Origin of the sequence: Halomonas sp. 141 (assembly GCF_002810305.1) — a bacterium.
GTDB classification, from domain to species: domain Bacteria; phylum Pseudomonadota; class Gammaproteobacteria; order Pseudomonadales; family Halomonadaceae; genus Vreelandella; species Vreelandella stevensii.
This window is the reverse complement of record NZ_PINZ01000039.1, coordinates 1-12582: the sequence shown is the minus strand read 5'-3', so window position 1 is coordinate 12582 and position 12582 is coordinate 1. Positions and strand designations below refer to the sequence as shown.

The 12582-nt window shown below is 58.8% G+C and carries 9 protein-coding genes; 2 read left to right on the top strand and 7 right to left on the bottom strand.

What is annotated here, in order from left to right:
* Positions 1-73 precede the first annotated feature (73 nt).
* Positions 74-1456, top strand: a complete 1383-nt coding sequence (locus CWI66_RS14015) for an FAD-binding oxidoreductase (protein WP_100732018.1) — start codon at positions 74-76, stop codon at positions 1454-1456.
* A gap of 25 nt (positions 1457-1481) precedes the next feature.
* On the top strand, positions 1482-2591 hold the full coding sequence (locus tag CWI66_RS14010) for a pyridoxal phosphate-dependent aminotransferase (protein ID WP_100732017.1): 1110 nt from the start codon (positions 1482-1484) through the stop codon (positions 2589-2591).
* Positions 2592-2619: 28 nt separating this feature from the next.
* On the opposite strand, the gene CWI66_RS14005 is transcribed toward CWI66_RS14010, so the two are convergent.
* The 7 genes from CWI66_RS14005 to CWI66_RS13975 form a co-directional block, all read right to left on the bottom strand.
* Positions 2620-3576, bottom strand: a complete 957-nt coding sequence (locus CWI66_RS14005; RefSeq protein WP_100732016.1) for a branched-chain amino acid transaminase — start codon at positions 3574-3576, stop codon at positions 2620-2622.
* Positions 3573-4679: a class II histone deacetylase gene (locus CWI66_RS14000; protein WP_100732015.1), complete on the bottom strand. Its 1107-nt coding sequence runs from the start codon at positions 4677-4679 to the stop codon at positions 3573-3575. Before CWI66_RS14000 ends, CWI66_RS14005 begins: the two co-directional genes overlap by 4 nt.
* Entirely contained in the window at positions 4676-5707 is a 1032-nt protein-coding gene (locus CWI66_RS13995; protein WP_100732014.1) for a histone deacetylase family protein, read from the bottom strand. Before CWI66_RS13995 ends, CWI66_RS14000 begins: the two co-directional genes overlap by 4 nt.
* 35 nt (positions 5708-5742) lie before the next feature.
* Complete coding sequence (locus CWI66_RS13990; protein ID WP_100732013.1) at positions 5743-6687, bottom strand: ornithine cyclodeaminase family protein; 945 nt, start codon at positions 6685-6687, stop codon at positions 5743-5745.
* Between the two features lie 222 nt (positions 6688-6909).
* Positions 6910-7677 carry a helix-turn-helix transcriptional regulator gene (locus CWI66_RS13985; protein WP_016914905.1) on the bottom strand — a complete coding sequence of 256 codons (768 nt, stop codon included), beginning with the start codon at positions 7675-7677 and terminating at the stop codon, positions 6910-6912.
* 119 nt (positions 7678-7796) lie between these two features.
* Positions 7797-8153 carry a RidA family protein gene (locus tag CWI66_RS13980; protein WP_016914906.1) on the bottom strand — a complete coding sequence of 119 codons (357 nt, stop codon included), beginning with the start codon at positions 8151-8153 and terminating at the stop codon, positions 7797-7799.
* Between the two features lie 157 nt (positions 8154-8310).
* Positions 8311-12426 carry a hypothetical protein gene (locus tag CWI66_RS13975; protein ID WP_198517592.1) on the bottom strand — a complete coding sequence of 1372 codons (4116 nt, stop codon included), beginning with the start codon at positions 12424-12426 and terminating at the stop codon, positions 8311-8313.
* Positions 12427-12582: the final 156 nt, after the last annotated feature.

Genomic DNA, 12582 nt, shown 5'->3' with positions numbered 1-12582 from the left:
ACAATCGTCTTCACACAACTGTCTTCAAACACTTTATTCACACAACGATGGAACGTCACGTAAGGAAACAGGCATGCAGATTACCCTGGAGGCGCTTCGCGCCATCGTCGGCCCCGCGCACGTACTCACCGGAGACGATGTGCGTAGCCGCCGCGTCGACTGGATGACCGGCGCTCCCTGCCTTGCCGGTGCCATCGTGCGCCCGGCCAGCACCCAAGCGTTGGCCGAGGTGATGCGCGCTTGCCACGAGGTCCGGCAGCCGGTGGTGACCCACGGCGGGCTGACCGGGCTGGTGCATGGCGCCGACGCCAGCGAAGAGGAGCTGGTGATTTCACTGGAGCGCATGACCGCCATCGAAGAGATCGACCACGTTGGCGGTACGCTGACCGTCCAGGCCGGTGCCCCTTTGCAGCGGGTACAGGAGGCCGCCAGCGACGCGGGCTTGCAGTTCCCGCTGGATTTGGGCGCCCGGGGCAGTTGCACGATTGGCGGTAATATCGCCACCAACGCCGGGGGCGTGCGGGTGATCCGCTATGGCATGATGCGCCAGCAGGTGCTGGGGCTGGAAGCCGTGATGGCCGATGGCCGTATCGTGAGCTCCATGAACCGCATGCTGAAAAACAATGCCGGGTTCGACCTCAAGCAGCTGTTCATTGGCAGTGAAGGCACGCTGGGTATCGTGACCCGCGCGGTGCTGCGCTTGCAGCCGCCCACGCCCAGCGAACAAACCGCGCTGGTGGCCTGCCCTTCGTTCGAGGCCTTGACGGCCCTGCTCCGCCACATGGGCAAGGCGCTGGGCGGTAGCCTGGGGGCTTTCGAGGTCATGTGGCAGAACCATTACCGCCTGCTGACGGAAACCTCGGGACGCCACACGCCCCCCATTGCCACCAGCCATCCGTTTTATGTCATCATCGAATCCCTGGGTAGCGATGCCGAGCGCAATACGACCCAGTTCCGTGAGGCCCTGGAGAGAGCGCTGGAGAACGAGCTGATCGTCGATGCGGTGCTGGCTCAGTCAGCGGCACAGCGAGACGGCCTGTGGGCCATTCGTGAAGACATCGAAGGCCTGGTCCAGGCCATGACCCCGGTATTGACGTTCGATGTCAGCCTGCCGATTGCCGACATGCAGCGCTACACCGATGCCCTGGAGCACCAGTTGACCCAGCGCTGGCCCGATGCCCGGCTCGTGGTCTTTGGCCACCTGGGCGATGGCAACCTGCATATTTCGGTGTGCGTGGGCAGTCATGAATTGGCGGTACGCCGGGAGGTCGAGACCCTGGTGTATCAACCCCTGGCGGCGCTGGGCGGCTCGGTGTCTGCCGAACATGGGATCGGCCTGGAAAAGCGCCCATGGCTGGAGACCTGCCGCTCGGCAGAGGAGGTTGCGCTGATGCATACCCTCAAGCAGGCACTCGACCCTCATAAGCTGCTGAATCGTGGCAAAATATTGCGTTGAACATTGAACTGATCAGGACCTGATTATGCCCCGCTATCCCGACCACCTGACGGGCGTTGGCCCCGTGAACCCTTTCCCCGGCATCAAGGTGCTGGAGCGGCGGCTCGGCCGTGAGATCCCTCACCGCCTGGGCTCCAACGAGGGGCTGGACATGCCCCACCGTGCGCTGCGGGAACACTTCGGCGATGCCGTGGCACAACACGTGTATTGCTATGGCGATGCCGAAGCGCTGGGCGTTCGCCAGCGCATCAGCGCCCAGCAAGACATTCCCCTTGACCACCTGCTGGTGGACGCCGGTGCCGACAGCCTGATCGCCCTGGCACTGCGCACCACCTGCACCGTGGGCGAGGCCGTGGTGAGCACCGCAGGCACCTACCCCACCTTCGGGTACTTTGCCCAGGGCCAGGGCTGCCGGTTGGTCGAGCCCAGCTACCATGAAGCGCCTGGCGTGCTCGCCCCCGATCTGGAAGCGCTGGCGGCAGCGGCCCATCAGGAGCAAGCGCGGCTGGTGTACCTGGCCAACCCGGACAACCCCAGCGGCCACCTGCACAGCGATAGCGCCATTCTCAAGTTTCGCCAGGCGCTCCCCAACGACTGCTGGCTGCTGCTGGATGAGGCCTACGGGGATTTTCGTGACGATGCGGGAAGTGAGTTCCTGGGCCAGGCGCTGCCGGGGGTGATTCGCCTGCGCACGCTCTCCAAGGCCCATGGCCTGGCGGGCATGCGGATTGGCTACGCAATTGCCGAGCCCGACGTGCTGGCGATGATGATGAAAGTGCGTATTCACTACGCGGTCTCTTCCTTCACCCAGGCCGCCGCCGAGGTCGTGCTCGACCACCCCGAGGAAGTGCAGCAGCATATTGCGGATGTCAAAGCGCGCCGTGAACAGCTGGCGCTGCACTTCACGGCGCTGGGGGCAGACGTGCTGCCCAGCGCCACCAACTTCGTCGGCATCCGCCTATCCAGCGCCGAGCTGGCCGCCGCCGTGCATCAGGAACTGCTGGACGATGGCGTGCTGGTGGCCCGCCTTGCTCACCCGCAACTGGCCAACGTGATTCGCATCACGGCGGTAGAAGAGGCACTGCAGCCGGGCAGGTTGGCGGCGCTGGAAAAGGCGCTTCGACAGCACGGCTAGCCGCGCAGGCCCTGGCGCCACTCCCCTCTCATGCCGGGGTCAGCCAGTGCTGGTAGGCCTCCAGCTCGCCGCGTACCACCTGGCGATAGAGCTGCTGCAGCTGCGCCGTGACGCTGTGGGCAGGTATCGGCTCGCTGGGCGGCGGTGCTTCGGCACGATGGCCGATGCGTCGTCCATCCAGCTCCCTGAGCGGCAGAATTTCGGCAGCAGTGCCGGTCAGGAAGGCTTCGTCGGCGGTGTACAGCTCATCGCGGGTGATACGCCGCTCTTTCACTTCGATGCCCAGCACGTCGCGGGCCAGCTGTATGACGCTGTCTCGGGTGATGCCCTGCAGGCAAGAGGTGACTTCCGGGGTGTGCAGCACGCCATCGCGCAGCAGGAAGACATTCGCCGCCGAGGCCTCGGCCACGTACCCTTCGGGGTCGAGCATGATGGTCTCATCGAACCCGGCCTTGACCGCCGTGTTGAGCGCCAGCATCGAATTCACGTAGTGGCCGCTGGTCTTGGCGCGGCACAGGCTGATGTTGACATGGTGGCGCGCCCAGGAAGAGGTCAAGGCACGCAATCCATGGGTCGCGGCCTGCGGTGAAAGGTATGGCCCCAAATCCCAGGCGGCGATCATCACATGGGTGGTCAGCCCTTGGGCGCGCAGCCCGAGGCCTTCTGAACCAAGAAACACGGTGGGCTTCAGGTAGGCATCCAGCAAGCCGTTTTTGGTAATGCTTTTGCACTGAGCATCGATCAGCTCGGCTTCACGAAACGGCAGCGGAATATCCAGCGCGTGGGCACTGTCCACGAGCCTGCGGGTGTGCTCCTCCACCCGGAACAGGCACGGGCCTTGCGCACCGGCGTAGGCCCGCACGCCCTCGAAGCAGCCCATCCCGTAATGTAGCGTATGGGTGAACACATGAACCCTGGCATCTCGCCAGGCAAGCCACTGGCCGTCCTGCCAGATCCAGCCGTCTCGATCATGAAGAGGTGTCATCGGGTGGTTTGCTCCCACTGTCGTTGCCAGTTATCGATCAATGCCTGCTGGTGCGGCTGCAGCGCCTGATAACCCCAGGCGGCGATTTCGTCATTTTGCGGGTCGAACACGGTGGTCGTGCTGCCCGCCAGCGTCTGGATCACCGCATGGCCGCAGAGCGGCACGTAGCCTTCGGAGTAGCCGCCTTCGTGCACCATCACCAGCTTGCCAGCGCAGCAGCGCTCCGCCACGGCCTTTACTTGCGCCGTCATGGTGGCGAAGGCCTGACTGTTGAGCAGCATCTTGCCCAGCGGGTCCTTGGCACAGGCGTCGTAGCCACAGGCAACGATGATGAGATCGGGCTGGAAGGCTTCCAGCGCAGGCAGCACCAGCCTTTCCATGGCATACGCATAGGCCCCCAGGCCACACCCGGGGGGCAGCGGCAGGTTGAGATTCGCCCCGGTTCCAGCGCCCTCCCCCTGCTCTTCGAAAGCGCCGCTCTCCAGCGGGTAGTTGGCTGCCTGATGTATTGAGATGGTGAAGGTGTTCGGGTCGCGATAGAACGCAGCCTGCTGGCCGTTACCGTGGTGTACGTCCCAGTCGAGTATCGCCACGCGACTGGCCTGGCCCAGCGCCTGAGCACGCATCACCGCCACGGGAATATTGCCTAACAGGCAGAACCCACGGCCCTGATCGGCTTCGGCATGGTGGCCCGGCGGGCGGCACAGGGCGTAGGCGTTGCGTACTTCGCCCCGGGCGACGGCGTCTACGGCGGCGATGGCCAAGCCCGCCGAGTGGGTCGCGGCGGCCCAGCTGCCCGGCATGTAGGGCGCGCAGTCGCCGCCGTTACCGCCCCTTGCCGCATCGCCTGCCTGAAGTTCTTCCAGGTAGCGCGGCGTGTGAAAGCGCAGCAGGTCTTCCAGCGTGGCGGCGGGCGGCTTGACCACGTAAAGCTCGTCGATCAGCCCGCTGACTTCCAGAATGTTTTTCAGCCGCCGCTTGCTTTCGGGGCTTTCCGAGGCGGCCTGGGGCTGCAAGAACTCACCCGGCGCCGAGAACACGCCGATGGCCCCCTGGTCGTGCCAGAAGCAGCGTTCGTGCCAGTAGAAGCCGGTACCGCTCATGCGTTAAACCCCTCCATGAAGGCCGCCAGGTTGGCGCTGAGCTGTTCGGTGGGGTAGCCGCCTTCCTGCACGATCACCATGGGGAGCGACAGCGCGGCCAGACGCTTGCCTACCTCGATAAACGCTTCGGTTTCCACGTTCAAACCGGCCAGCGGGTCTTCCTTATGGGCATCCAGCCCCAGAGCGACCACCACCGCATCCGGTTCGAAACGCTGCAAGTGATCGATCAAAATCGCCAGCGCGTCCAGATAGACCTCACCGTCGCTGCCCACCGGCAGGGGGAGGTTCACGTTGGCGCCCACGCCGTCATCGCTGCCTTCTTCGTCAGCCCCGCCCCAGAAAAAGGGGTAGAAGTCGTTGGGGTCGGCGTGCAGGGAACCGGTCCATACATCGTTTCTGGCGTAGAAAATGTCCTGGGTGCCGTTGCCGTGGTGCAAATCCACATCGATGATCGCCACTCTGGCAAAGCGTTCGCGCAGCACGGTCGCGGCCAGCGCCGAGTTGTTCAGCAGGCAAAAGCCGCCTGCCCGCTCAGGCCCGGCATGGTGGCCGGGTGGGCGGCACAGTGCATAGGTCACCGTCTCCCGTGCCAACACGGCTTCCGCGGCTGCTTCTGCGGTGGCCGCCGAGGCCAATGCGCCCTGGAAACTGGTGGCGCTGAGCGGGCAAGCCATGTCGTGCAGGTGCCAGCCCGCCTGGCCGATGGGGTGGCGGGGGTAGTGGTGGCCGCCGCCGCAGGGGTGAATGTTGGGCGCCACCAGCGCGGCGGCGTTGGGCAACGCCTGCCAGCGGGCATGGATCGTTTCCAGAAAGGTCAGGTAGCGCGGCGTATGAATCTGCGCCAGCCGCTGGCGCAGCTGGGGCGAGTCCGACGCGCCCGGTGCCACCAGTTTGAGGCCCACCTTTGCCAACCCCTGAGTGAGCAGCTCGGCCCGCACCGGCCCTTCCGGGGAAGGCGCCGGCTGGCCACGCAGCAGGAAGGTGGGCGGCGCATGCAGCGCCTGATCAGGATGATAAAAACACTTCATGGTCACCGTCCTTTGGCCATTGGAGCTAGCAATCGCTACTTCAGCGTAGCGGGTAACGACTCCCAGAGCTCGATCGCCGCGGCTAAATCTTCCAGAGAGGCGCCCACCGACTTGAACAGCGTGATGGCCTGCGGGCTGGTGCGCCCGGGCTTCTCGCCACGCAAGACGTCGGCCAGCTCCGCCTGGATCTCCTCGAACTGGAAGGCGCCTTCCTCGATGGCCTGCAGGATGTCGCCCGCTTCGCCTTGTGCCCCCGCGTAGGTATCCACGAACACCTGGGCACGGCGCAGGCACTCGGCATCGGTTTCGCGCATTTGCGGACGAAAGGCGCCGATCAGGTCCAGGTGCGTGCCTGGGGTCAGCCACTCGCCCCGGATGATGGGCTGGGTGGAGAGCGTCACGCAGCTGACGATGTCGGCCTCTGCCACGGCGGTGGCCAAGGTATCGACGACCTGGGTATCGAAGCGGTCTGCATACTCTTCGGCAATGGCGGCTGCCTTGTGAGGGTTACGCCCCCAGACCAGCACGCGCTTGATGGGCCTGACGCTTGCGTGGGCTTCGATCACCATGGGGGCCAGCTTGCCGGTACCCACCACCAGCAGCGTTTCGGCGTCTTCCCTGGCCAGCACCCGAGCCGCCAGCGCAGAAGCAGCAGCGGTGCGGCGGCGGGTCAGTTCGCTGCCATCGATGCACGCCAGCGGCTGGCCGTGTTGACCTTCGCTGAGCAGGTAAAGGCCGGAAATGGCCGGCAGGCCGTGTTCGGCATTTTGCGGAAACACATTGACCATCTTCACCCCAATATAGCCTGCCGCTTCCCAGGCGGGCATCAGCAGCATGGTGGCTTCGCCATCCGGCCGATGCATGGCGTGATGGTGGCGCGGTGGCGACTCCACCCCGTTCACGAAGGTGTGGTGCAGGCGCTCGATCAAGCCTGGCCAGGCTAGAAACTGCTCGACTTCCTTGGCAGAAATGACCTTCATGCCCACTCCCCCTGCAGGTGATAGACGAGGCCTTGCACAATGACCCGATGGGTAGCAAAGGCCACCGCGTGCGTGTGGGCATGGGGATAAAACGAGGGTGGTAGCATCAGCGCTCTCCAGCGTCATCGAACTTCTCTTGAGACTACGACGATGCAGCAGCGGTTGCTTGCCCGAGACTCTGGCAAGTTTGCCCGTAAGTCAGGTAGGCAGCGGTTTCAGACGCTAGCGATCCGACGAAGGGGAAATGTCGAAGTAACGACGGTAGGCGCGGGAAAAGCTGCCCTGGTCGCGAAAACCCACCAACATGGCGATATGGCCAAGGCTCATGGCGCTATGCCGCACCAGGGTACGTGCATGCTCCAGCCGCCTGCGCTGCACATAGGCCAGCGGCGTCACCCCGGTCAGCTCACGAAAGCAGCTATGAAAGTGGCCGGGACTCAAGGCGCATAGTGCGGCCATCTGCTCGACACGAATGTCATCGGCCAGGTGCTGATCGAGCCAGGCATCCAGGCGCTCCAGGTCCAGCCGCTCACTGATGCAGCGCGCGCCCATTTGGGCTGCCGTCTGGAGCGGTGCATCCTGCAGGTACATGTAGAGCGCCCGCAGTAACAGCGCGGCAATTTCGTTTTGCAGGGCTGGACACTGATCCAACTGATGGGCCAGCGCATGGGTGAGCTGGTTCAAAGCGGGGGGAACGGTAAAGAAGCGCGGTTTATCGAATAGCCGCTCGATCTCACTGCCCTTTTCCAGCGTGGCCAGGTGCTGCACGGGGATATCCAGCACCAGGGTACGGTTGCTGCCATCGCCCTGATACTCGTGATGGCGTGACGAAGGGATCAAGCAGCCCCGGCGAGCGGTCACCCGCTCCCCCTGGCCTTCCATGGACAGTTCCGTCACGCCACACGTGGCCAGTATCAACTGGTGAAAATCGTGGGTGTGCGCCACCTGCTCTTGCGCCAGATTGCGGCTATGCAGCTCGAACTGGACCATGACCGTACCGTTCGGGAAGTGTGAGAAGGAAGCTTCACTATAAAACGATCACGAAAGAAAAATCGAGGGGGCGTTAACGCTCGGTTAACGCCCCCTCGTGACAGCCTTGAAGCAACCGATCAGGCGTCGGGCAGTGCCGCGATGACCATGATTTCCACTTTCCACTCGGGCTTGGCCAGCTTGGCTTCCAGCGCAGCGCGCACCGGCGGACGACCCGGTACTACCCAGGCTTCCCACGCTTCGTTCATTTCTGCGAACTCGGCCATGTCGGTGACCCATACCTGCGCAGAGATCAGGTGCTCTTTGGAAGTGCCCGCCTGCGCCAGCAGCTCATCGATACGCGCCAGCACCTGCTCGGTTTGGCCACGCATGCCCACCGTGGCATCGGCCGGCACCTGGCCCGCGAGGTAGACGGTTCCGTTATGAATGGCCACCTGGCTCATGCGTGCATTGCTTTCGTGATAGGTCACGCCCATGGGGTTGTCTCCCGCGACATTGGGTTGATGAAGTGATGACATGCGTGACCAGTCAACTGCCTGGCCACGCGTTGATAGTGGCATGATTTACGCTGCGCACCAACACAAGCCCGCCTCTGCAGAGCCTGGCTTGCCACTGCAGGAGCTTTCACATGCATCAAGTGATGTTGTAGTTGGTATTCCAGTTATCTTCGAGGAACCCGTTAAGGTCCAGATTTTCGAAGTTGGCGAGCAACTGGGTATCGAAGTCACTGCCTGTGAGCTCAACACGGAATAGCTGAGCATCATCTTCAATGTCGGGGGTGTCTCCATTACCTGCCAACAGGTAGACCACTTCGTCACTGTTCAGGCCAAGTTGATCCAGCCAACCTGCCGTGCCATTCATGAACTCTTCAGTGGTAAATACGGCAAACGCAATATCCTCACCTAACGCAGTCAAATCGTCATAGCGCTCAAAGCCAGGCTCATCACCGCGCAGCGCATCGAACTCATTGGCCGTCAGGTCGATGAACAGCTGATCGAAGCCTGGTTCACTTCCTACTCGGAAATCCGTGATCAGCTCAATACCGTCAGCCGCTTGGCCGTCAACATTAAACGTTTTGGATAGCTGCGTGACGCTCCCCCCCGGTGCGGCGCCTGGCTGGTGGGTATAGCCGTTGACCGTAAAAGTGATATTCAGGTCTTGCTCATCATCACTTTCGAGCGGGTCATCAATAATGACAATACTTGCTGCATCATCGATCAAGAATTCAGCAGGAACACCATTATTACCCGCTACATTGAGTGTATAAATATTCGCATAGGTATCCTGGACTACCCAAGTGGCTAATGACGATAGAGGAGTATCGCTATTGACCGCTCCCTCCAAGAGTAATGTCGATGTCTCGAACAACCGCTCGGCTGCCCGAGCATCCAACGCCCCTGCATCAAAGAACGATGCTTGATCCGTTTGCAAGGCATAATTCTCGGGAAGACTTAAGCCATCCAGAGAGCGCTGTATCAAAGCACTTAGTGGGTACGTGACGGTCAGCCCTTCTTGGTCAAAGTTGGGTAGCTCGCTGAGCACTTCAAAGTCCTGGAAGCTAATTTCGTCCACGTTCACCCGAACACTGCTAGCGGCAGACAAAGCCTCACTACCTATTGCGTTGAGCACTTGATCAACACTATCTTCGATTACCCAATTTAACAGCGTTTCACGGTCGAGACTTTCAGCATTGCTTGCCCCTGAGAGAATCTCCTCTACCGTCACTAACAGAGACTCTACTTCACTGACCACTAACGATGCGGCATCGAATGGCTGTCCAGCATTAATTTCATAGCTACCCGGCCGCCCCTCATTACTGCCGGGCAGCTCCCCCCCTGCATTGACTTCAGCAATCGCTTCCTCTAGCGAATAGCTGACATTAACATTTTCGAGATCTACGTTGCCTAAGGTAACAAAGGCCTCGTACTGCTCAGGAGTCAGAGATGCACTACTACCCAGATCCAATGTAATCGTGTCCGCTCCGCTGATCCACGGAGCGGCGCCCGCAGCAAGAAGCTCGTCTGGCTGAGCGCTCGTGATGCTCCACGTCTGCAGTGCTTCAACACTCACCGCTTGACGATTAAGCGCTCCATCTACAATGGCTTGTGTAGCCTGATAACGTGTCTCAGCATTAGGCACGCTAGTAAGTAAGAAGTTGGGTATTTCAACCCTGCTTGCCACAATTTCATAGCTATCAGCAATGTTTTCGATATCACCAAGCGTCAAGTTGCGGGTAAAGATAAATCTGACAGGCGTATCTTCCAGCTCAAAATTACTCAGCCGTTGTAACCGCTGAAGGTCTGCAATGGCGAGAATATCATTATTGACCGACACCTGTTCTGCGCCTGTCAAATACAAAGGAAACTGATTATTCGATTGGGTAGCCAACAAGGCAGAAGCTGAGTCGATAACGCTCCATTTCAGCAGCTCATTCACCGCGGGAACAGGGGCGTTCGCACCTGAAAGGGCGAGTACGGCGCTCTCTACAATGGGTCTTACTTCTTCCGCCGTCAAAACACCAATCGACAGTTCTGTATCAGCAAGACGGTAGCCTGCACTATTGCCCTCTTCTCCCTTGACAAGCGCCTCCACCCCTTCTGACTCAATGATTTCTAACGCTTCTTCAAGCGTATACAAAATCTCCACCGGATCACTATTGTAATCGTAGTTGCCAAGACCAATGAGTGACTGGTACTGTTCATAAGTCAACTGCGCATCCGTAATTTGAACACGATCGGCCAAGACAATATGATCTTGTGCAATAGCTTGAATAATATTGCTTGCCGTATCGTTCACCGTCCAGTCAAACAGACGTTGAGCGGTCTCGTTATCACTCTCTACATTTCGACCCGCTTCTAATACTGCACGCACATTTGTTAGCTCGTTTGCAGCCTCTTCAACGACGAGTGTCGCTACAAAAGGTGTTGCAGTATCATTCAGCACGAAGCGACCATCAGGCGCTAATATATCCGCCGACTGAGCTCGAAGTGCATCATTGATATCAGCGTAAACTACGGTTACCTCTTCCCCTAAACTGAAATTATCTAATCTACCCATCAGTTGCTCATATTGAGCTGCTGTCAGCGTTTCGTCTGTCACCTCAACACTTTCAGCAAGTTGGAGGCCGTCAGGAGCAGAAGCACCCAAACGTGACTGAATATTGTTGTAGCTATCCAGAATGCTCCAGGAGTAAACGCTACTCAGGTCAGGCGAGTTCTCTGCCCCACCTAACAACTCGCGAACGATAGACAGATTCTCGATGGCATCTTCCGCTGCCAGGGACTCCAGAACAAGCTGCGGCTGTGTATTGATAAGATAATTATCTACCACATCATCGGGGCCTCGCTCAAATGCCTGGCCGAGGGTGTATTCAACCTGTTCATTGCCGCGCTGATAACCCCGATTATCATTTTCAATCGCCAATAAAGATTCGAATTGATCAACTGTAATCTGCTGATCAGTAAGACGAATCTCGTCAGCACCAACCATGAAAGCAGCACCTTGCTCGATTGCTAGAACGGCACTTGCACTATCTTGAACGATCCAATTAAAAAGCTCGTCGACATTTAAACTATCAGCATTATCAGCACTACCTACAACCAACTCCACACGCTCAAGAGTCGAGCGAGACTGAGCAACACTCAGCTCACCTGGTGCATAGGTATCTGTCTCTAATAAATAGCTATCGGGTAACGCAACATCTGTATTGACGGCACCTTCAAGCGTGTATCGCACGACCGTGGAGCCTAAGTCGAAATTTTCTAACTCGATAAGACGCTCATATTCTGGCTGGCTAATTTCAGAATTTGAAACAAACACCTGATCAGCTAACGCAACGTGATTCTCGGACAAGTCTTCAATAATCACGGTGGCATCATCAACGACTACCCAATGGAAAGGTAGACGCTCGCCTAAGCTGTCACGATTTTCAGCACTGTCTACCAGGTCAGTGATCTGTAGGTAGGCCTCTTGTGCTTCCGCAACACTCACCTCCCCTGCGTCAAGCAGGCTGTCTACACTAATCGCATAGCCATTCAGCAAGGTTCCTCTATCATCCGCTCGGATAGCTTCTTCCAGCGTGTATTCGACGACTTCGCCAGTCCTTATGTAGTTACTGTCTAAACCAAGGAGGCTTTCATACTCTGACAGTGTGATTAAGTCATCACTGACGCTAACTGACGTTGCTCTCAGCAGGTGCGGCACATTATCCGCACTTAAAATATTATCCGCACTATCCACAACGGTCCAATTAAAGAGCTGGTCCGCGTCTAAGGACTGCGCGTTCATAGCACCTGACAAAATCAACTCTACCGAGCTCAGCAACTGCTCTGCCTCTACGACACTCAAACTACCTGCATTTAACACAGAGCTATCTGAAATATCGTAATTTTCCGCAATCACCGCTGCGTTAACCGCTTGAGAAAGCGTATAACTTACGACGGTCTCTCCCAACTGGAAATTATCCAGACCATTAAGAAGCTCAAACTCTTCTACAGTGATGGCACGATCACTAATCACGACAGGGTTGGCCCCAGTAACGGCGCTCTCTTCAATACTATCAATAATAGCACTTGCCGTGTCACTAACCGACCACTGGAACAATGACACAGGGGGTTGATTATTAGCTCCTTGCAAAACCCGAGAGACATCCGCAAATGATGCAATCGCCTGAGAAACAGTGACCACACCAGCATCCAATGGAGCATCTAAATCGAGAACGTAATTAGCGGGCAATGTTTCTACCGCCAACGCATTCTCCAAGGTATAAATAACGTCTGTGACACCTAGGGAGCGTTAACAATTAGGCCAGCCATATGACGGCGGATATAAGGTTGAGTAGCGACTGGTAGTTTCTCGCCAGTCGCTCATAGCGTGTTGCCAGCCGCCTGAACTGCTTGATTTTCT

What these genes read in the sequence shown, in the direction of transcription:
- CWI66_RS14015 (WP_100732018.1), top strand. Translation starts at nt 74, where the DNA reads ATGCAGATTACCCTGGAGGCGCTTCGCGCCATCGTCGGCCCCGCGCAC.
- CWI66_RS14010 (WP_100732017.1), top strand. Translation starts at nt 1,482, where the DNA reads ATGCCCCGCTATCCCGACCACCTGACGGGCGTTGGCCCCGTGAACCCT.
- CWI66_RS14005 (WP_100732016.1), bottom strand. Translation starts at nt 3,576, where the DNA reads ATGACACCTCTTCATGATCGAGACGGCTGGATCTGGCAGGACGGCCAG.
- CWI66_RS14000 (WP_100732015.1), bottom strand. Translation starts at nt 4,679, where the DNA reads ATGAGCGGTACCGGCTTCTACTGGCACGAACGCTGCTTCTGGCACGAC.
- CWI66_RS13995 (WP_100732014.1), bottom strand. Translation starts at nt 5,707, where the DNA reads ATGAAGTGTTTTTATCATCCTGATCAGGCGCTGCATGCGCCGCCCACC.
- CWI66_RS13990 (WP_100732013.1), bottom strand. Translation starts at nt 6,687, where the DNA reads ATGAAGGTCATTTCTGCCAAGGAAGTCGAGCAGTTTCTAGCCTGGCCA.
- CWI66_RS13985 (WP_016914905.1), bottom strand. Translation starts at nt 7,677, where the DNA reads ATGGTCCAGTTCGAGCTGCATAGCCGCAATCTGGCGCAAGAGCAGGTG.
- CWI66_RS13980 (WP_016914906.1), bottom strand. Translation starts at nt 8,153, where the DNA reads ATGGGCGTGACCTATCACGAAAGCAATGCACGCATGAGCCAGGTGGCC.